General features: G+C 70.0%; 18 protein-coding genes. 12 read left to right on the top strand and 6 right to left on the bottom strand.

Annotated features, from left to right (window positions below):
- Positions 1 to 31: 31 nt before the first annotated feature.
- Positions 32 to 712, top strand: a complete 681-nt coding sequence (locus BLW00_RS06225) for a TetR/AcrR family transcriptional regulator (protein ID WP_092550629.1) — start codon at positions 32 to 34, stop codon at positions 710 to 712.
- 7 nt (positions 713 to 719) lie between these two features.
- Here the strand turns inward: BLW00_RS06225 and BLW00_RS06220 are convergent, their stop codons facing one another.
- Positions 720 to 1,277 carry a DUF6328 family protein gene (locus tag BLW00_RS06220; RefSeq protein WP_245741325.1) on the bottom strand — a complete coding sequence of 186 codons (558 nt, stop codon included), beginning with the start codon at positions 1,275 to 1,277 and terminating at the stop codon, positions 720 to 722.
- Positions 1,278 to 1,462: 185 nt separating this feature from the next.
- Here BLW00_RS06220 and BLW00_RS06215 point away from each other — a divergent pair, with 185 nt between their 5' ends.
- Positions 1,463 to 2,467 (top strand): hypothetical protein, encoded by a 1,005-nt coding sequence (locus BLW00_RS06215; RefSeq protein ID WP_092550626.1) that lies wholly within the window; start codon positions 1,463 to 1,465, stop codon positions 2,465 to 2,467.
- Positions 2,468 to 2,555: 88 nt separating this feature from the next.
- On the opposite strand, the gene BLW00_RS06210 is transcribed toward BLW00_RS06215, so the two are convergent.
- Both BLW00_RS06210 and BLW00_RS06205 read right to left on the bottom strand, forming a co-directional pair.
- Positions 2,556 to 3,479, bottom strand: coding sequence for an AEC family transporter (locus tag BLW00_RS06210; RefSeq protein ID WP_092550623.1), 924 nt, complete (start codon positions 3,477 to 3,479; stop codon positions 2,556 to 2,558).
- 22 nt (positions 3,480 to 3,501) lie between these two features.
- A complete protein-coding gene (locus BLW00_RS06205) occupies positions 3,502 to 5,634 on the bottom strand; it encodes an acyltransferase family protein (protein WP_175494155.1) in 2,133 nt (710 codons plus the stop codon).
- Between the two features lie 173 nt (positions 5,635 to 5,807).
- Between BLW00_RS06205 and BLW00_RS06200 the strand changes: the two genes are divergently transcribed.
- The 4 genes from BLW00_RS06200 to BLW00_RS06185 all read left to right on the top strand — a co-directional run bounded on the left by BLW00_RS06200 (position 5,808) and on the right by BLW00_RS06185 (position 10,534).
- Entirely contained in the window at positions 5,808 to 7,244 is a 1,437-nt protein-coding gene (locus tag BLW00_RS06200) for a DUF6421 family protein (RefSeq protein WP_092550617.1), read from the top strand.
- A gap of 154 nt (positions 7,245 to 7,398) precedes the next feature.
- The gene (locus BLW00_RS06195; protein WP_092550615.1) at positions 7,399 to 8,163 is read left to right on the top strand and encodes an SDR family NAD(P)-dependent oxidoreductase; all 765 of its coding nucleotides are present in this window, start codon (positions 7,399 to 7,401) and stop codon (positions 8,161 to 8,163) included.
- A 281-nt stretch (positions 8,164 to 8,444) separates the two neighbouring features.
- Positions 8,445 to 9,809: a sensor histidine kinase gene (locus BLW00_RS06190; RefSeq protein ID WP_092550612.1), complete on the top strand. Its 1,365-nt coding sequence runs from the start codon at positions 8,445 to 8,447 to the stop codon at positions 9,807 to 9,809.
- Positions 9,809 to 10,534 (top strand): response regulator, encoded by a 726-nt coding sequence (locus BLW00_RS06185; protein ID WP_092550609.1) that lies wholly within the window; start codon positions 9,809 to 9,811, stop codon positions 10,532 to 10,534. Before BLW00_RS06190 ends, BLW00_RS06185 begins: the two co-directional genes overlap by 1 nt.
- Here BLW00_RS06185 and BLW00_RS23365 read toward each other — a convergent pair.
- Positions 10,521 to 10,658: a hypothetical protein gene (locus BLW00_RS23365; protein WP_092550605.1), complete on the bottom strand. Its 138-nt coding sequence runs from the start codon at positions 10,656 to 10,658 to the stop codon at positions 10,521 to 10,523. The two genes, BLW00_RS06185 and BLW00_RS23365, sit on opposite strands and share 14 nt — an antisense overlap.
- Before the next feature lie 201 nt (positions 10,659 to 10,859).
- Here BLW00_RS23365 and BLW00_RS06175 point away from each other — a divergent pair, with 201 nt between their 5' ends.
- The 3 genes from BLW00_RS06175 (at position 10,860) to BLW00_RS06165 (ending at position 14,188) form a co-directional block, all read left to right on the top strand.
- A complete protein-coding gene (locus BLW00_RS06175; RefSeq protein ID WP_092550602.1) occupies positions 10,860 to 11,762 on the top strand; it encodes an ABC transporter ATP-binding protein in 903 nt (300 codons plus the stop codon).
- Complete coding sequence (locus BLW00_RS06170) at positions 11,759 to 13,000, top strand: ABC transporter permease (protein WP_092550599.1); 1,242 nt, start codon at positions 11,759 to 11,761, stop codon at positions 12,998 to 13,000. Before BLW00_RS06175 ends, BLW00_RS06170 begins: the two co-directional genes overlap by 4 nt.
- A 111-nt stretch (positions 13,001 to 13,111) precedes the next feature.
- On the top strand, positions 13,112 to 14,188 hold the full coding sequence (locus BLW00_RS06165) for a threonine aldolase family protein (RefSeq protein ID WP_092550596.1): 1,077 nt from the start codon (positions 13,112 to 13,114) through the stop codon (positions 14,186 to 14,188).
- A gap of 72 nt (positions 14,189 to 14,260) precedes the next feature.
- Here BLW00_RS06165 and BLW00_RS06160 read toward each other — a convergent pair whose 3' ends face one another.
- Positions 14,261 to 14,515: a hypothetical protein gene (locus BLW00_RS06160; RefSeq protein ID WP_139256642.1), complete on the bottom strand. Its 255-nt coding sequence runs from the start codon at positions 14,513 to 14,515 to the stop codon at positions 14,261 to 14,263.
- A 34-nt stretch (positions 14,516 to 14,549) separates the two neighbouring features.
- Positions 14,550 to 15,176: a hypothetical protein gene (locus tag BLW00_RS06155; RefSeq protein ID WP_245741317.1), complete on the bottom strand. Its 627-nt coding sequence runs from the start codon at positions 15,174 to 15,176 to the stop codon at positions 14,550 to 14,552.
- Between the two features lie 145 nt (positions 15,177 to 15,321).
- Here BLW00_RS06155 and BLW00_RS06150 point away from each other — a divergent pair, with 145 nt between their 5' ends.
- The 3 genes from BLW00_RS06150 to BLW00_RS06140 are packed head-to-tail and all read left to right on the top strand — an operon-like array spanning position 15,322 to position 18,405.
- Positions 15,322 to 17,760 carry a heavy metal translocating P-type ATPase gene (locus BLW00_RS06150; protein WP_092550590.1) on the top strand — a complete coding sequence of 813 codons (2,439 nt, stop codon included), beginning with the start codon at positions 15,322 to 15,324 and terminating at the stop codon, positions 17,758 to 17,760.
- Positions 17,761 to 17,762: 2 nt separating this feature from the next.
- Positions 17,763 to 18,110 (top strand): metal-sensitive transcriptional regulator, encoded by a 348-nt coding sequence (locus BLW00_RS06145; protein ID WP_245741413.1) that lies wholly within the window; start codon positions 17,763 to 17,765, stop codon positions 18,108 to 18,110.
- A gap of 58 nt (positions 18,111 to 18,168) precedes the next feature.
- Complete coding sequence (locus BLW00_RS06140) at positions 18,169 to 18,405, top strand: hypothetical protein (RefSeq protein ID WP_092550584.1); 237 nt, start codon at positions 18,169 to 18,171, stop codon at positions 18,403 to 18,405.
- Positions 18,406 to 18,490 lie beyond the last annotated feature (85 nt).

Genomic DNA, 18,490 nt, shown 5'->3' with positions numbered 1-18,490 from the left:
TCAACGCCAACATCTCGCTAGACTGGACGGCATGAGCAGCAGGGGCGATGCGACACACGCGAACGCCGGTACCGGCGACGGCGCGAGCAGCAGCTACCACCACGGCAATCTGCGCTCAGCCCTGCTCGAACGCGCGGAGCAGACGATCGAGGCCGAGGGAGTCGAGAGCCTGTCGCTGCGCCAGCTCGCGCGCGACCTCGGCGTGAGCCACGGCGCACCGGGTCGGCACTTCCGCGACAAACAGGCGCTGCTCGACGTGCTCGCCTACGACGGCTTCGTGGCCATGAACGCTCAGCTCGACGCGGCGGTCGCGACTCCCGGGCCGCCGGCCGAACGACTCGGCGCCGTCGCGCGCGCCTACGTCACCTTCGCGGTGGAGCACCGAGCGCTGCTGCAGGTGATGTACACCACGAAGCACGCTCCGGATGCGAGCCCACGGCTGCTGCAGATCGGTCACGCCAGTCTCGCGACGACCACCGATCTCATCCGCGCCGCCCAGGCCGCCGGAGAGGTGGCGCCCGGAGACCCCGACCGTCTCGCGCTCGTGGCATTCGCCGCCGTGCACGGCGTCGCGACGCTCGCCACGAACCAGCTGCTCGACGGCGTTCCGGTGGCCGAGGCCACCCGGGCCACGGTCGACCTCCTCTGGGCGGGTCTCACGGCCACGCCCGCCTCGCCCACCGTTCCGCCAACTCCGGCACCCGCGCCCTGATCCGCGCTCAGCCCCGCAGCTCGATGTGCGATGTGCGGCGCACGACGCGGGGCACCACGACCCAGAGTCCCGCCACCACGAGCAGGATGACCACGCCGATCACGATTCCGCCGACGCGCCCGAACACGAAGTCGAAGATGAGCATCCCCGTGCCGGCCAGCGTCAGCGCCACCCCCAGCATCGTGAACATCAGGATGCGGTCGGTCGCCCGCACCACCTGCGCCTTCTTGCGCTGGCGGAACAGCGCGCGGTGCAGGCTCACCGGGGTGAGCCCGAAGACGGTGGTGAGGATCGAGGTCACCACCAGACAGAGGTAGACGGTGCGCTGGTAGTCGTCGAGTTCCTCGAACCGCGATTGGAACACGGCCGCGAGCAGAAAGCCGGTGAGGATCTGCGTTCCGGTCTGGATGACGCGCAACTCCTGCAGCATCTCGTTCCAGTTGCGGTCGAGGCGCTCGTTCTCGGTCTCGTCGCGCCCGTCACCCGGAACGGCGTCCACACGGTGATCGGCCGGGGTGGCGTCACCCACCGGATCGGTGGGACTCACGTGCTTCGGGTCGCTCATGACTCATCTGTAGCACGACCCCGCCTCGCGGCCAACGGATGCGCGGGGTTCAGCACGCGCATCGGCCGACGATCAGAGCCCCGCGCCACGCGAGGGTTCCGTGCGACACGAGCGCACCGATGCCGCCGTATGCTCGGGGCCAGACGCGGCGCAGCCGCGGGAGTGCGGCAGCAGGGAGGGCGCGGATGGAATCACTCGGCGCGATCGCACGCGAGCTCTACGCACTCGACCCCGCCGAGTTCACGGGGGCACGCAACAACCGGGCGAAGCTGGCCGCCGACGACGGCGACCGCCCGCTCGCGAAGCGCATCCGCTCGCTCGCGAAACCCTCGGTCGCGGCCTGGGCCGTGAACGCCCTGGTGCGGCACCGGTTCGACGAGGTCGAGACGCTGCTCGACCTGGGCGAGCGGTTGCGGGCGGCTCAGGACGACCTCGATCGCGACGCGATCCGCGAGCTCGGCCGTGAGCGACAGCGGATGCTCGCCGCGATCGGGCGGTCGGCCCGCGACCTCGGCGACGACCTCGGCACCACTGTCTCGGAATCGGCGGCCGTCGAGGTGCAACAGACCCTGCAGGCGGCGATGGGCGACGAGGCCGCGGCAGCGGCGGTGCGCGACGGAACCCTGGTGCGCACCTTCAGTGGATCCGGGCTCGATCCCGTCGACCTCGCCGGGGCGGTCGCGGTGCCCGAGGCCCTGGGCGAAGCCGCCCCGCCGCGCGTCCGCGACGCCTCCGCCGGCCGCGCGAACACGTCCATCACCTCCACTGCAGACGATTCGGCACAAGCGGGGGCAGGCGAGGCTTCCACCGCCGCGGGAGCGTCCGGTCGCGCGGGTGATGGGCGCGCAAGCACGCGTGGCGACGAGCTCGAGGCCCGTCGGGAGGCGCGGCGCGAGGCGAAACGGCAGGCCAAGCGCGAGGCCGAGGAGGCGCGGCAGGACGCCGAGAACGCCGAGGCCGAGCTGGCGACGCTCGATCTGCGCATCCGGGAGACCACCGAGGAGCGCCGCGAGCGCGCATCCGAACTCCGTGAGCTGAAACAGCAGGTCGAGGAGCTGCAGGATGCGGTCAGCGCCGCCGACGTGCTCGCAGCGACGCTCCGCAAGGAGCGGGCCGCCGCCCAGCGCGCCTCCGACGCCGCCGCCCGGGCGGCGACGCGCGCCCGGCAGCGCTACGAGAAGCTCCCCTGAAACCCCTCGTCATTTCGGGCGAACGTGCGTCACCACGAGGCCTCCTCAGCGCTCGTGTCGCTTGTGGTTCGCCCGAAGCGATGCCTCGCTACGGCGCGAGGAGCGCCGCCACCACCACGAGCACCGGCACGGCGCCGATCGTCGTGATCAACACGGTGTCGCGCGCCACGACGACGCCGCGCTCGTATCGCGCCGCGTAGTTGTAGATGTTCTGCGCCGTCGGCAGCGCCGCGAGCGCGACCACGCCGAAGAGGTGCTCCGGATCGAGCTGGAACACGAAGCGCCCGAAGACGTATGCCACGAGAGGCATGATCGCGATCTTGATGGCGCTGCCCACGACGATCGCACGCCGTCCGCTGCCGGGCTGCAGCGGCCGCTGCCCCACCAGGGAGATGCCGAACGCCAGCAGCACCATCGGCACGGCGGCCCCGCCGATCAATTCGAACGGCGCCATCACCGCATCCGGAATCCGGAGCCCGAACAGCGCGACGAGAATGCCCGCGATCGACGCGATGATGATCGGGTTGCGCAGCGGTTGCGTCACGATCGACCGCACCGACGCCGATCCCCGCGAGCTGATGTCGAGGACCGCGAGCAGGGCCGGCGCCATCAGGATCAGTTGCAGCAGCAGAACCGGCACCACGAGCTGCGGGTTGCCGAGCACGTAGGTCGCCACCGGCAGCCCGATGTTGTTCGCGTTCACGTACGACGCGCCCGCGGCGCCCACCGTGGTCTCGGCGAACGACTGCCGGAACCAGACGCGCGAGGCCACGACGTACAGCACCGCCGCCACCACGATCGCCGAGAGCGAGGCCAGCGTCGGCAGCGAGAAGATGGCGGCCGGATGCGAGCGCGCCAGCACGGTGAAGAGCAACGCGGGCATCGCCACGAAGAAGGCCACGCGGTTGAGCACGAGTCCGGTGGTGGGCGGCAGGATGTGCCAGCGCTGTGTCACGTAGCCCACGAGGATCACGAAGCCGATGATCCCGAAACCGGTCAGCACCCCCAGCATGATGCGCCCCCGGCCAGAGGGCTCAGCGCCCGAGCGCGGCGGTCATCGCCCGCTCGAGGAAGGGCTCGAGCGTGAAGGCGAAGGTGCGGGTGAGGTGGTCGACGTCGCGGTAGACGTTCGCTCCGCCGATCACGGCCGGGCACTCCTCGGCGGTGCAATAGGTGTCGCTGAAGTCGAGCAGCGTCACATCCTGCCCCTGCGTGATGGCACCGGATGCGGCGAGCGCGATCGGATCGAACTCCGCCAGCCCGTCGCCCCGCGGCTCGGTGCAGTCGGCTTCCGCCTGCGTGCGGAGACACTTGTTCGGGTCGTCCTCCCAAGCCGGGTTGTCGACCACGGTCACGATCGGCGTGCCCTGGTCGAGCACCTGCTTCCAGGCCTCGCCATAGCCGATCGCCGCTGTCTGCTCGTCGTCGGCGGTGCCCGGCACGTTGCGGTCGGTGAGCGCCGCCGTGAAGATCGCATCGAACGGCGGATGCGTCGCGAGCTGGTCGGTGAGCGACGCGCGCCAGCTGTCGCACGACGCCGCGAATGCGTCCTTGGCGAGCAACGGCGTCGTCGTCCAGGGGCAGCCGCCCTTGAGGTAGGTGGTGAGGTGCCAACCGTTGCGCTCGGCCATCTCGACGAACGGGTCCATCAGGGCGTAGGCGTGGCTGTCGCCGATCAGCGCGATCTGGGGCGCGTCCGTGGCGTCGCTGCCGAACTGGCAGTCGCGCACGGTGGCGTCGTTGAGGGTGGAGAGGCAGTCCGGGTGGCGCGGGCGGTCGGCGTTGCCGAAGCCGGGGCTCGGGATGATCTGGCCCGCGAGCTCGGGGTTCACGCAGAGCGGATCGATCGGGTTCACGCCATCCGTCGGCCCGGAGGCCGCACCGAAGCACTCCGGCGGGTTCGCCAGCGTGTCGGCGAGCTGGCTGGCCTCGGCGTCGTACTTCGGCTGCTGCACGGCCCACGCGGTGCCCGCGAAGAGGCTCGATACGGCCATCACGGCCACGACGCCGATCATCGTGACGCGGGGGCGGCGGCCGGTGAAGAACTTCCACTGCCGGGTCGGGTCTTCGATGAAACGCTTGGTGGCCCAGGCGATCACGAAGCAGAACACGAACAGCGCGATGCGGTTCCAGATGCTCAAGCCCCAGCCCGGGATGTAGGGGGCGATGATGATGAGCGGCCAGTGCCAGAGGTAGAGCGAGTAGGAGATGTCGCCGATGAAGGCGATGGGGCGGAAGCTGAGCACTCGACCCGCGTCCCACGGCTTCTCGCGGTGGTGGGCGACGATGATGGCGGCGGTGCCGAGCACCGGGATGGCGGCCATGTAGCCCGGGAACGGCGTCGCCTGGTTGAAGAGGTAGCCGCACGCGAGCACCACGATGATGCCGCCCCAGCCGAGGATGTTCGACTGCCAGGCGCGCACCGGCCGCCACCGCGGCAGCAGCGCGAGGGCGCCGCCCACGGCGAACTCCCACACCCGGGTGTAGGTGACGAAGTAGGCGCTGGCCGGATCGGCCGCCGTGGTCACGACCGAGAGCACGAACGAGACCACGCCTACGATGCCGAGCACCGAGATGAGGGCGAGCCAGCGCTTGCCCTTCAAGAATTTCATGGCGACGACGGATGCCCCGAGCAGCAGCACGGGCCAGAACAGGTAGAACTGCTCCTCGAGCGAGAGCGACCAGTAGTGCTGCACGAGGCTCGCCTCGTTGGCGGCGGCCAGGTAGTCCACCGAGTTGAGGGCCAGTACCCAGTTCTCCACATAGAAGGTGGAGGCCAGGATCTCGCGCACGTTCTCGGTCAGACTCGACAACGGCATGATGAACAGCGTCGCGAGGCTCGCGAAGATGAGCACCGTGATGGCGGCCGGCAACAGCCGGCGCGCGCGTTTGGCGTAGAAGCTCGGCAGGGCGATGCGGTCGGTGCGCTCGAGCTGACGGGTGAGCTGCTGGGTGATCAGGAAGCCGGAGATCACGAAGAAGACGTCGACGCCGATGTACCCGCCCGTGAGGCGTCCGGGCCAGAAGTGGTAGACCACGACGAGGAGAACGGCGATGGCACGCAGACCCTGGATGTGCGGAAGGAAGTGGTCGGGCTTCGTGGCGCGGCTGCCCGCGCCCGTCGCGGCCGGCGCCGTCGTGGTGGCCGCGGCCGTCTGCTTCTCCATCGCCGTCCATGCTACCCGGGCCCTTTCGGCGCGGCTGGGAGCACGCTCGGTGCGGTGCATGCACGAAATCAGCGTGCGATCGGGCGTTCTGCGCAACAAAGCGGATGCTCGAACAAGGAAGCGCGGATGCGTTGCGCCTAGGCTCGAAGAGACGACCGATTGGAGGTTCGACCATGTCCGCTCGCGCACGCACCACGCTCGCTTCCCAGGCCATCATCGGAGAACCCGAGGTCGTCGAAGACGCGGCACTCACCCACTCGGCAGCGTGGATCTCGTTGAAGGCCGCTGTGACCGCCATCCAGCCGCTGCAGGCGAAAGACGGGTCGATCCCCGATCCGGTCGACCACCCGGCGGCGCGGGCCCTGGTGGCTACCATCGTGGGCGACGTTGCACGGCTCGCGCACCATTTCCCCCACGATCACGAGTACCTCGTCGCCCTGCAGGCCGACTTCGAGCGATGGGCGGCCGAGGGTTTCGGTGTTCCCGATTTCCTCGCCTCGCTCGTGGCGTTCCGCCCCGAGCTCCACCGGGTCGACGGCGCGCGCCACCTCGTGGTGTTCCCGATGTACACCCAGAACGGCAGCACCGACCGGCACGTCGAGGCCGTGCTGGTGGAGGTGCTGTGGCCTCAGTTCGTCGCCGCGCTCGAGGCCGGTGACTACTCCAACGCGCTGTTCGTGCCCATCCGGTTCCTCGACTTCACGGCGGGCTACGACACCAACTCGGCCGTGCTCTTCCCCGAGTCGGTGGCCACCTCGAGCATCCCGACGTACACCTGGGGTGCGATCTTCGCCGACCGCGAGGCCGCGCGGTTCCGTCGCGTGGTGCGGGAGGCGGCATCCGTCACCCGGCTCTCCCTGCCCGACGACGCAGCACGCCTGCTCGACGACCAGGAGCTCACCGAGCGCACTTTCGTGATGTGGGATCTCATCCACGACCGCACGCACATGCGCGGCGACCTGCCGTTCGACCCGTTCATGATCAAGCAGCGGATGCCCTACTTCCTCTACTCGCTGGAGGAGCTGCGCTGCGATCTCACGGCGTTCCGGGAAGCCGTGAAGATCGAGCGGCGGCTGACGGCTTCGGCGGCGGAGTCCGGTGAGCCATTCGGTGCCGGCGACGCCGAACTGCTCGACCACGCGAAGCTCGTGCAGTACGCGGTGCTCTTCGACCGCATCTTCCGCTTCGCGATCACGGGCTCGCGGGTGCGCAACTACGACGGGCTCGGCGGGCAGCTGCTCTTCGCCTGGCTGCACCAGCGTGGGGTGCTGCACTGGACCGACACGAAGCTCACCATCGACTGGCCCGAGGTGGCCGATGCGGTGACGGCGCTCGGCGATGCGATCGACGAGCTCTACTGGCGGTCGATCGACCGCCCGAAGACCGCGCATTGGCTCGCGGCCTACGACCTGATCACGTCGACGTTGACGCCGAATCCGGCTTCGGTGTGGGCGCAGGGCCCGTCGGCGCTGCCTCTCGACGGCCCGCCGCGCGGGTTGACCGATGCGGTGCTCGACGACGAGTTCCCGCTCTCGATGTTCTACGAGGCGCTCGACAAGAAGATGCACGACGTGATCGCGTCGACGGCGGGCATCACGGGCCGCGACTGATCCGATCCGGCCACCCGCCGATCCCGCCTCCCCGAGAGGTCGCTCGCCGCGCCCGAACTGCACCGGCGCGCGGCGAGCGGCGTCTCGGGGAGGCGGGGTCGAATCCCACCAAGACGGGCTCGACGCCGCGCGCGCGTGGGGCCAGGATGAAGGCATGACCGAGATGCAGCACAGCCCTGACGCGACGGCCGACTCCTCCCCGGATGCCGGCGGCCTCGGAGTGGGCGGCCGGCGGGTCGTCGTGGCCGGCGCCTCCAGCGCGTCGGGCACCGCCGCCTGCGCCGCGCTCGCCGCGGCGGGCGCCCAGGTCGTGGCGCTCGGATCGCACGCGGGCCGGCTCGATGAGCTCGCGCTCCGCGTTCCGGGCATCGCCACGGAGGTCTGCGACCTCGCCGACAGCTCCGCCGTCGACACGCTCGCGCTGCGCCTGACCGCGTCGGGCCCGATCGACGGGCTCGTGCACCTGGTGGGCGGCTGGGTCGGCGGGCGCGGCATCCCGGGGCAGACGGATGCGGGCTGGGCCACGGTGGAGCGCTCGTTCCGCACCCTGCGCAACACCACCCGCGCCTTCTATCCGGCCCTCGTCGCGTCGGAGGCCGGCCGGGTGGCCTTCGTCTCCTCCACCGCGGTCGACGCACCCACCGCATCCGGAGCTGACTACGCAGCGGCCAAGGCGGCCTCGGAGTCGTGGATGCGGTCGCTGGCGCACGGATTCCGGAGCGACCAGGGCGAGAGCGAGCTGCGTGCGGCCGCGGTCGTCTTCGTGGTGAAGGCGCTGGTCGACGACCGGATGCGCGCCGAGTCCCCCGAGAAGGCCTTCCCCGGCTACACCGACGTCGAGACGCTGGCGTCGGCGGTCGTCGGCCTCTGGGACGCGCCGGCCGGCGAGCTCGACGGGGCGCGCATCCGTCTGCCCTGACCGGGCCGAGCTTGCGATGCCGGAGGGACGGCGCGATCAACCATCCCACCCGTAGAGAGCCGCCGGGTTGAGGAATTGCCGCCCTCAGAGCGTCTTCTTTCCGACGGCGGTCACCTGCGCGGCGCCGGTGTCGTCGGCGGTTCCGCCCGAGAGTCGATTGATGATGACCCTCCGCGCCCACCTGTCGGGTGAAGCGTCACGCCGACATCCGTGGTCGCCAGAGCAGAACGATCATCCGCGTGGGGGATGGGCCGGCGCGGGCGCGTCTGTAGCGTGGAGTCATGAGTTCGAGCGCCGACGACTGGGTGCGACCGCGACCCGGGCGTGCCGGGTACCGACGCGACGCCGTCGTGGCCGCAGCGCTCGTCGTCGCGGCGCTGGCAAGCGCCGAGCTTTACGTACACGCGGTCGACCGAGCGGCGGCGCCGTGGTGGGGCACCCTCATCTGGGCCGTGGCGATCGCGGGCCCGCTGGCCCTCCGGCGTCGGTGGCCCGAACCGGTGGCGCTCGTCGTGGCCGCCACCTTCGTGATCGGGCAGTACGCCTCGGTCTGGGAGGTGCTGTTCAGCAATATCTGCCTGTTCCTCGCCCTCTATTCCGTGGGCGCCTGGGGGCGCAATCGGATGCTCGCCAAGGTCGTGCGCATCGTCATCGTCGTCGGGATGCTGTTCTGGCTGGTCGGCGCCTTCGTCTTCCAGGCGATCTACCCGGAACTCGTGCCCGATGTCTCGCACGACGGGTTCCCCTCGCAATTCCTCGCGATCGGCCTCATCTCGATCATCACGAACCTGCTCTACTTCGGCGCGGCCTACTTCTTCGGCAACTCGGCGTGGACCGCGGCGCGCCAGCGCGAAGTGCTCGAACAGCGCACGCTCGAACTGGAACGGGAACGCGAGGTGTCGAGCCGGCAGGCCGTGGCGCTCGAGCGAGTGCGCATCGCCCGCGAGCTGCACGACGTGGTGGCCCATCACGTGTCGGTGATGGGCGTTCAGGCGGGCGCGGCGCGGCGCGTGCTCGCGAAGAACGAGGGGGCGGCCGGCACCGACCCGCGGGTGGTCGAGTCGCTCTCGGTCATCGAGTCGAACGCGCGCGAAGCAGTGGACGAACTGCACCGGATGCTCGGGGCACTCCGGCAGGGCGACGACGCGCTCACTCCGGCCGACGACGCCAGCCGCTCGGCCAGCACGCGGGGAATCGCCCAGCTCGACGAACTCGTCGACGAGGTCCGCGCATCCGGACTGCCCGTGAGCTTCTCGGCGATCGGCGAACCCCAAGCGGTTCCCGCAGTGGTGGGTCTGAACGTCTACCGCATCGCGCAGGAGGCGCTCACCAACGTGCGCAAGCACGGCGGACCCCGCGCCACCGCAGACGTGCGACTGCGCTATCTCGACGGGGTGGTGGAGATCGAGGTGTCCGACTCGGGTGTGGGAGGCGCATCCGCCGGCGCGGTGAGGTCGGCTGAATCAGCCGGGTCCACGACCGGGCTCGGGCACATCGGCATGCGCGAGCGTGTCGCGGCCGTCGGTGGCGAGATCGAGATCGGGTCGAAGCCGCGCGGCGGCTTCCTCGTGCGCGCCCGGCTGCCGGTGACGCCGTCGCCGGTCGCACCGCCGGCGGTCACGCCAGCTGCTGGCGGGGCCGGCTGATGGCGGCTGCGCCGAACGACGGCATCCGCGTCGTGCTCGCCGACGACCAAGACCTCGTGCGCGTCGGGCTCCGCATCATCCTCGAGTCCGAAGACGGCATCGAAGTGGTGGGCGAGGCTCGCGACGGCCGCGAAGCCGTCGAGCTCGTCACCGCTCTCGCACCCGACGTCGTGTGCATGGACGTGCAGATGCCCGGCCTCGACGGCCTCGCTGCCACCCGCGAACTCGTGGCGGCCGGCACGCCCTCGGGCATCCTCGTGCTGACCACCTTCGACCGCGACGACTACCTCTTCGACGCCCTCGAGGCGGGCGCGAGCGGATTCGTGCTCAAGAACTCGTCTCCCGAGGCGCTCGTGGCCGCGGTGCAAATCGTGGCGCGCGGAGACGCCCTGCTCTCCCCCGACGTCACCCGCCGGGTGATCGAGCGGTTCAGCGCGCGGCGAAGCGACGGCAACGGCAGCAACGGCGCTGCACCGGATGCCTCACCCGAGATCACCCCGGCCCCGCAGCTCGCCGGCCTCACCGACCGTGAACGGCAAGTGCTCGAGCTCCTCGCCGCCGGGCGTTCCAACTCCGAGATCGCCACGGCGCTCTTCCTCGGCGAGGCCACCGTGAAGACGCACGTCTCCAAGATCCTGCAGAAGCTCGGCCTCCGCGACCGCATCCAAGCGGTCGTGTTCGCCTATGAGAACGGCGTGGCGGTTCCGGGTACTAGCGCTTCTTGACGTTGGTGACCGCGTCGGCCGAGTGATCGAACTTGTCGCTCTTCGCCTTCTTGTCGGCGCGCTTCTCCTTGAGGGAGCGAGCAGCGGGTTTGGCAACGGCCTTCTTTGCGGACTTCTCGCCCATGGTGATTCCTCCATCGGAGCCACGACGGCTCGGTATCCGAAGGGTATGCCCTGGTGGGGCAGAAATCCGTCGTATCGGCGGATTGCCAGCGGAACGCGACTCGCTTTCCGTCGCGCGACGGAGGCGCGCCATCCGCTCGGCCGATGTCGCGCATCCACTGCCCGCCTAGCGTGAAGACATGACTCGACGAAAGACAGACAGATGCTCGAAGTAGAAGGCGTCTCCCGCTCCTTCGGCAGCCGGAAGGTGCTGCACGACGTGAGCTTCGCGGTGGGCGACGGCCGCATGACGGGCTTCGTCGGCGGCAACGGCGCCGGCAAGACCACCACGATGCGCATCATCCTCGGGGTGCTCTCGAGCGACTCCGGCTCCGTGACCCTCGACGGCACCCGCCTCACTCCGGCCGACCGCGCCCTCTTCGGCTACATGCCCGAAGAACGCGGCCTCTACCCCAAGATGAAGGTCGCCGAACAGATCGTCTACCTCGGGCGATTGCACGGGATGTCGGATGCCGCGGCCACGAAGAGCACGACCGACCTGCTCGACCGCCTCGGACTCGGGGAGCGCGCGAACGCCACGGTCGAGAGCCTCTCGCTCGGCAACCAGCAACGCGCGCAGATCGCCGCGGCTCTGGTGCACGATCCGAGCGTGCTCGTGCTCGACGAGCCGTTCTCGGGGCTCGATCCCCTGGCGGTGCAGACCGTGCAGGCGGTGCTCGCCGAGCACGCCGCGGGCGGCGCCCCCGTGCTCTTCTCCTCGCACCAGCTCGACATCGTCGAGCGCCTCTGCGACGACCTGGTGGTGATCGCCGACGGCGTCATCCGGGCCAGCGGATCGCGCGAAGAGCTGCGATCGACGCATTCCGAGCCGCGCTACGAGATCGACGTGAGCGGCTCCGGCGACGCCGGCTGGGTGCGCGACGTGCCCGGCGTCTCGGTGGTCGACCTCGACGGCGGTTACGCCCTGTTCGGTGTGGCACGCGGCGACGCGGGTCGGGATGCGGCGCAGTCGGTGCTGCGGCGCGCCCTCGACACCGGGCCTGTCGCGCGCTTCGCTCCTGTCCACCCCACCCTCTCCCAGATCTTCACGGAGGTCGTGAAATGAGCACGCAGACCACGCCGAGCCACGCCGCCGGTGCCGGCCCCGGCTCCACGCGCATCCGTCCCTCCGGCGCCCTCCCCCGGAGCGCCGCCCGCAGCACCTGGCTGGTGGCCCGACGCGAGATCACCATGCGCCTGCGCAGCAAGGCGTTCCTCATCTCCACGGGCATCCTGATGCTCGCCATCCTCGCGTCGATCATCGTCGGCGGCCTGCTCAGCGCCACCAGCTCGGCGCCGAAGGTGGCGGTGGTCTCGGGCACCTCCGCCGTGGTCGACGGCGTGCAGGGACTCGACGTCACGCAGGTCGAGTCGGTCGAGGCGGCCGAGCAACTGGTGCGCGACGAGACGGTCGACGCGGCGATCGTGCCGCGCGGATCCATGACCGACACGACCGGCTCGACGGATGCGACGGATGCGACGGATGCGACGGATGCGACGACCCAGTCGCCCCCGCCCGGCCAGCCCGCGCTCGACTACGAGGTGGCGGCCTTGAGCGAGGCGCCGACATCCGTCGTGTCGCTGCTGAGCGTCGCACCCCAGGTGCACCTGCTCGAACCGGGCGACGACGGCGACGGATTGCTCTCCTACATCATCGGCATCGCCTTCGGAATCGTGTTCTTCATGTCAGCCATCACCTTCGGCAGCACGATCGCGCAGAGCGTCGTCGAAGAGAAGCAGACACGTGTGGTGGAGATCCTGCTCTCCACCATCACGGCGCGGGAGCTGATGGCGGGCAAAGTGCTGGGCAACAGCATCCTCGCGTTCGGGCAGATCGCGGTGATCGCCGTGATCTCGGCGCTCGGCCTCACCATCACCGGCCAATCCGCCTTGCTGGGCGCCCTGGGTGCCGCCATCGCCTGGTTCGTCGTGTTCTTCGTGTTCGGTTTCGTCCTGCTGGCAGCGCTCTACGCGGCGACGGCCGCTCTCGTCTCGCGGCAAGAAGACGTGGGCTCGGTCACCTCGCCGGTGACGATGCTCGTGATGATCCCGTATTTCCTGGTGATCTTCTTCAACTCCAACGAGACCGTGATGGCCGTGATGTCGTACGTGCCCTTCTCGGCGCCGGTCGGGATGCCGCTGCGGTTGTTCCTGGGCGACGCCGAGTGGTGGGAGCCCCTGCTCTCCCTCGCGATCCTCGCCCTCACCACGGCGGTCGTGATCGCCGTCGGCTCGCGCATCTACGCGAACTCGCTGCTCCGCACGGGCGCGCGGGTGAAGCTGCGCGACGCCCTCCGCGGCTGAGCGACTCGGGCCTCAGCCCGCGAGGTAGCGCGAAGTCACCCTTCCGCGCGCTCGGAAGGTGACTTTGCGCTACCTCGCGTGGGGTCGGGCCGGGTTTGAGAGACTGGAGCGGTGACCGATATCGCTCCTGCCCTGACCCTGCACGACCGCGAGCTGCGCGGCTTCGCCTCCGACAACTACGCCGGGGTGCACCCCGAGGTGTTGGAGGCGATCGCGGCGGCGAACGGCGGGCACCAGATCGCCTACGGCGAAGACGTCTACACCGCCGAGCTGCAGAAGGTGGCGCGGCATCACTTCGGCGGGCAGGCGGAGGCGTTCCCAGTGTTCAACGGCACCGGAGCGAACGTCATCAGCCTGCAGTCGATGCTGCCGCGGTGGGGGGCGGTGGTGTGCGCGACGACGGCGCACATCCACACCGACGAGAACGCCGCTCCTGAACGAGTGGCCGGGCTCAAACTGCTCACGGTGCCGACGCCCGACGGCAAGCTCACCCCTGAGCTCATCGATCTCGAGGCCTGGGGCTGGGGCGACGAGCACCGCGCCCAACCACTCGCCGTCTCGATCACGCAGACCACCGAACTCGGCACGGCCTACACCGCCGACGAGATCGCGGCCATCGCCGACCACGTGCACGCGCGCGGCATGACGCTGCACCTCGACGGCTCACGCATCTCGAACGCCGCCGCCTCGCTCGGGTTGCCGCTGCGGGCGTTCACGACGGATGCGGGGGTCGACGTGGTCTCGCTCGGCGGCACCAAGAACGGGCTGCTCTACGGCGAGGCCGTGGTGGTGCTCAACCCGTCCGCCGCGACCGGCATCACCTTCCTGCGCAAGCTCGACATGCAGCTGGCGTCGAAGATGCGCTTCGTGTCGGCGCAACTGATCGCGCTGTATGGCGGCGACCTGTGGCTGCGGTCGGCGTCGCACGCGAACGCCATGGCTCAGCGACTGCGTGCCGCGGTGGTCGATCTGCCGGGGGTCACGCTCACGCAGCAGACCCAGTCGAACGCGGTGTTCGCGATCCTTCCGCCCGGGGTCGCCGATCGGCTGCGCGAATCGTTCCGGTTCTACGACTGGAACCCGGCGACGGGCGAGGTGCGGTGGATGTGCGCCTTCGACACGACCGAGGCCGACATCGACGCGTTCGCGGCAGCGCTGCGGGCGGAGCTGGCGGCGGTCGTCGCCTAGGAACTCGTCGCTGCGCGGTCGTCTGCTGCCGCGCTGCCGCGCTGCCCGTGCCGTCCGTGCCGCCCGCGCTGCTCAGCGGCGGAGGCGGTTCGCCCGATCGGCGCGGTTCAGGGCCGCGATCCGCCGCGAGGTCAGGATGGCGAAGATGCCCGCGGCGACGAACACGGCGAGACTGACGGCCAAGGTGACGTCGAGCACGATCCCGGTCGCCTCGGAATGCTCGGGATACAGGAACACCAGCGACGCGAGCGCCCCCAGCGCTCCGAAGACGACGACGATCAGGGTGCCGAGGAACCGGCGGGAGAGTCGGACGTGCTCGGGGTTCACCTGCACGATTGTAGTTCCCGCAGATCAACGACCCTTACGGGGTATCGACCGGATCGGGAGTGCAGCCGTGCGGTTCGGAGTTGCCACTGATGGTGAAATCGCCGCAGGTGAGGAACTTCGACTGGTTCACACCGAGCAGGAACGACGCGACCGCAATGAGAAGCACCGCGCCGATCACGGCGAAGCGCCGCGGCCAGGAGATGTCCTCGGCGAATTCGGGCCAGATCATGCGGGCCAGCACCCAGATGGTGGCGGGCACCGCGAGGATGCCGATCACGATCCCGAGGAGGGAGACCACCCCCACGACCCAGTCGTCCGGATCGGCGTCGGCCGTGAGGAACCACAGGCCCAGCCAGAGACTCGGTATGAGGAGGGCGATCGCGCGCCCCACCCGTGGCTGACCACGGGGTTGGATGAGCACCGCGATGAAGGCGCCGCTGGCGGCGGCCCAGATCGTGAGCATCTGGTCGAAGAAGAAGTCGCCCCAGGCGCCGAGCGTGAACGACGGCCACCAGACGGCGACACTCATGCCGACGACGATGACGCCCGTCACCCGGGAGCCCGCGTCGGTGCGGCGCACTTCGCGCTTCGCGACCGCCGCCGTGGCGGGTGTCACGACCTCGGGGTGCTCGTCGGGGGCCGCTGGCTCGGAAGCTGACACGCGCTCACGGTACCACCGTGCCCGTGCCGCTCGATCTCCATCCACACCGTGCGCGTCCGTCTTTCGCCACCGACGTCGTACGGGCTGGTGCTCGCGTGGAGCGAACGCGGTTGATTAATACCCCTAGGGGGTATAGCTTAGCGCCATGAGCACCGAGCCTGAGCATCTGAACGCCGCCACGACGCGCCCCGACCCCGCGAGCGCCGATCATCCGGGCCACGATCACAGCGGCCACGACGCCCACGCCGTCGGCGACACGCACGCCGGGCACGACGCCCGTGCCGGGCACGACCAGTCTGGCGACGACACCCACGACCCCCACGTCGGCCACAACACCCACTCCGTGCACGACGAGCACGACCACGGCGGGCACTCCCACCACGAAACCCGGGCCACACAGGCCGGGCACGACCACTCCGGGCACGACGGCCACGACCACTCCGGCCACGCAGGGCACGACCACGCCGGCCACGACCACTCAGGGCACTCAGGGCACGACCACTCCGCCCACGCGGGCCATGACCACATGGGGCACGGCGGGCATGGCGACCACGTGGGTCAGTTCCGCCGTCTCTTCTGGGTGATGCTCGTGGTCGCCGTGCCGACGGTCTTCTTCAGCACCACCTTCTCGATGATCCTCGGCTACTCCATCCCCGAAGAGGGCTGGACCACCTGGATCTCCCCCGTGCTCGGCACCGTTCTCTTCGTGCTCGGCGGTCGCCCCTTCCTCTCCGGCGGCGTCTCCGAGCTCCGTGCCCGCAAGCCCGGCATGATGCTGCTCATCGCCCTCGCCATCTCGGTCGGCTTCCTCGCCTCCTGGGGCGCGACGATCGGCATCCTCGACGAACAGCTCGAGTTCTGGTGGGAGCTCGCGCTCCTCATCGTGATCATGCTGCTCGGCCACTGGATCGAGATGCGTTCCCTCGCCCAGACAACCTCGGCACTCGACTCGCTCGCGGCCCTCCTCCCCGACGAGGCCGAACGCCTCGACGCCGACGGCGCCGCCACGACCGTGTCGCCCACAGACCTCCGCGTCGGCGACCTCGTCGTCGTGCGCCCCGGCGGTCGGGTTCCGGCCGACGGCGAGGTCGTCGAGGGCACCGCGGATGTCGACGAGTCGATGATCACGGGCGAGTCGCGCCCGGTGTCCCGCGGCCCCGGTGACCACGTCGTGGCCGGAACCGTCGCCACCGACACCGCTCTGCGCATCCGCATCTCCGCCGTCGGCGACGACACCGCGCTCGCCGGCATCCAGCGTCTGGTCGCCGAGGCGCAGAACTCGAGCTCGCGCGCCCAGCGCATCGCCGACACCGCGGCCGGGTGGCTGTTCTGGTTCGCGCTCGGTGCCGCCGTCATCACGGCCATCGTCTGGACCCTCGTCGGCAGCCCCGACGATGCGGTCATCCGCACCATCACCGTGCTCGTCATCGCCTGCCCGCACGCGCTCGGCCTCGCCATCCCGCTCGTCGTCTCCATCGCCACGGAGCGAGCCGCGAAAGCCGGCATCCTCGTCAAAGACCGCCTCGCCCTCGAGACCATGCGCACCGTCGACACCGTGCTCTTCGACAAGACCGGCACCCTCACCAAGGGCGAACCGGCCGTCACCGCGGTCGTCGCGGCTCCGGGTCACGACGAGGCCGAGGTGCTGGCACTCGCCGCGGCAGCCGAGGCCGACAGCGAGCATCCGCTGGCCCGGGCGATCGTGCAGGCGGCACGGATGCGCGAACTCGCCGTTCCCGCGGCCACCGGGTTCCAGGCCTCCACCGCGGTCGGTGTCTCCGCTCTCGTCGACGGGGCAATGATCCACGTCGGCGGTCCGGCCCTCCTCGAGCAGCACGCTGCGGCCGCGATCACGTTCGAAACCGCAAACCTGAGCGCATCCGGCGCACAGAGCAGCTCGGATGGCGGCACGGTTGCGATTTCGAACACCATGCACGACGACCCCCACGCCGGCCAGACCGTGCTGCACGTTCTGCGCGATCACGAGGTGATCGGCCTCATCGCGCTGGCCGACGAGATCCGTCCCGAGTCGCGCGAGGCCGTCGTCGGCCTGCGGGCGCGCGGCATCGAGGTCGTCATGATCACGGGCGACGCCGAACCCGTAGCCCGCGCTGTCGCCGCCGAACTCGGCATCACGCGGATGTTCGCGGGCGTCAAGCCCGGCGACAAGTCGGCGAAGGTCGCCGAGCTCCAGGCCGAGGGCCGCAAGGTCGCGATGGTGGGCGACGGCGTGAATGACGCCCCCGCACTGGCTCGAGCCGACGTCGGCATCGCCATCGGCGCCGGAACGGATGTGGCCATCGCTTCGGCCGGGGTCATCCTCGCCAGCGACGACCCCCGATCCGTGCTCTCGGTCATCACCCTCTCGAAGGCCAGCTACCGCAAGATGACGCAGAACCTCTGGTGGGCCGCCGGCTACAACCTCCTCTCGGTGCCGCTCGCCGCCGGCGTGCTCGCGCCGATCGGGTTCGTGCTGCCGATGGCGGTGGGAGCGATCCTCATGTCGCTCTCCACGATCATCGTGGCGGCGAACGCGCAACTGCTGCGCCGGATCGACCTGCGACCGGCGAGAATCGGAGCATGACCATGAACACGGATGCGTCCCTCGGCGATGCGACTGCCCCCGAGCAGCCGACGGCCGCCGAACACAGCCACCACGGCTACATCTCGAACAAGGACGACTACCTCAAGCGCCTGCGCCGCATCGAGGGCCAGGCGCGAGGCCTGCAGAACATGGTGGCCGACGAGAAGTACTGCATCGACATCCTCACCCAGGTCTCGGCGATGACGAGCGCCCTCGAGTCGGTGGCGCTCGGGCTGCTCAACGACCACCTCAACCACTGCGTCGTCGAGGCCGTGGCCGAGGGTGGCGACGTCGCGCAGGCGAAACTCAAAGAGGCGTCGGATGCGATCGCCCGGCTCGTGCGGTCGTAGGGCTGTCGTCGGCCTCGGCTCGCCGTAGACTTCGTGACACCTGAACGAAGGAGATGCAATGGAGCATCGAATCGAACTCCGCCATTGGCTCTTCGGTCTCGGCATCGCGGCCATCGTGCTCGGCGCCGTGGCATCCGTGCTCGCCGCCGACCCGGCGCACGAAGGATTCGCGACCGCGGGCGTGCTGTCGGTGGCGGGCGGTCTCTGCGCCGGGTTCGGGGCGCTGTGCCTGCTCGCCGGAACGGTGGCCTGGGCCGTGGCGATCGAGGTCGACGACCCGCCTCCCGCGGGCTGACGCCGGCACGCGTCGTCGCCCGCTGTGTTCCCCTCGGAACGCCTTCGGGAGGAGACCGCTCGTTCGGGAGGACGCGACGTCCTCC

Origin of the sequence: Herbiconiux ginsengi, assembly GCF_900107435.1 — a bacterium.
GTDB classification, from domain to species: domain Bacteria; phylum Actinomycetota; class Actinomycetes; order Actinomycetales; family Microbacteriaceae; genus Herbiconiux; species Herbiconiux ginsengi.
The sequence above is the reverse complement of the archived record's forward strand: the minus strand, read 5'-3'. Positions and strand labels throughout refer to the sequence as shown.

What these genes read in the sequence shown, in the direction of transcription:
- BLW00_RS06225 (WP_092550629.1), top strand. Translation starts at nt 32, where the DNA reads ATGAGCAGCAGGGGCGATGCGACACACGCGAACGCCGGTACCGGCGAC.
- BLW00_RS06220 (WP_245741325.1), bottom strand. Translation starts at nt 1,277, where the DNA reads ATGAGCGACCCGAAGCACGTGAGTCCCACCGATCCGGTGGGTGACGCC.
- BLW00_RS06215 (WP_092550626.1), top strand. Translation starts at nt 1,463, where the DNA reads ATGGAATCACTCGGCGCGATCGCACGCGAGCTCTACGCACTCGACCCC.
- BLW00_RS06210 (WP_092550623.1), bottom strand. Translation starts at nt 3,479, where the DNA reads ATGCTGGGGGTGCTGACCGGTTTCGGGATCATCGGCTTCGTGATCCTC.
- BLW00_RS06205 (WP_175494155.1), bottom strand. Translation starts at nt 5,634, where the DNA reads ATGGAGAAGCAGACGGCCGCGGCCACCACGACGGCGCCGGCCGCGACG.
- BLW00_RS06200 (WP_092550617.1), top strand. Translation starts at nt 5,808, where the DNA reads ATGTCCGCTCGCGCACGCACCACGCTCGCTTCCCAGGCCATCATCGGA.
- BLW00_RS06195 (WP_092550615.1), top strand. Translation starts at nt 7,399, where the DNA reads ATGACCGAGATGCAGCACAGCCCTGACGCGACGGCCGACTCCTCCCCG.
- BLW00_RS06190 (WP_092550612.1), top strand. Translation starts at nt 8,445, where the DNA reads ATGAGTTCGAGCGCCGACGACTGGGTGCGACCGCGACCCGGGCGTGCC.
- BLW00_RS06185 (WP_092550609.1), top strand. Translation starts at nt 9,809, where the DNA reads ATGGCGGCTGCGCCGAACGACGGCATCCGCGTCGTGCTCGCCGACGAC.
- BLW00_RS23365 (WP_092550605.1), bottom strand. Translation starts at nt 10,658, where the DNA reads ATGGGCGAGAAGTCCGCAAAGAAGGCCGTTGCCAAACCCGCTGCTCGC.
- BLW00_RS06175 (WP_092550602.1), top strand. Translation starts at nt 10,860, where the DNA reads ATGCTCGAAGTAGAAGGCGTCTCCCGCTCCTTCGGCAGCCGGAAGGTG.
- BLW00_RS06170 (WP_092550599.1), top strand. Translation starts at nt 11,759, where the DNA reads ATGAGCACGCAGACCACGCCGAGCCACGCCGCCGGTGCCGGCCCCGGC.
- BLW00_RS06150 (WP_092550590.1), top strand. Translation starts at nt 15,322, where the DNA reads ATGAGCACCGAGCCTGAGCATCTGAACGCCGCCACGACGCGCCCCGAC.
- BLW00_RS06145 (WP_245741413.1), top strand. Translation starts at nt 17,763, where the DNA reads ATGAACACGGATGCGTCCCTCGGCGATGCGACTGCCCCCGAGCAGCCG.
- BLW00_RS06140 (WP_092550584.1), top strand. Translation starts at nt 18,169, where the DNA reads ATGGAGCATCGAATCGAACTCCGCCATTGGCTCTTCGGTCTCGGCATC.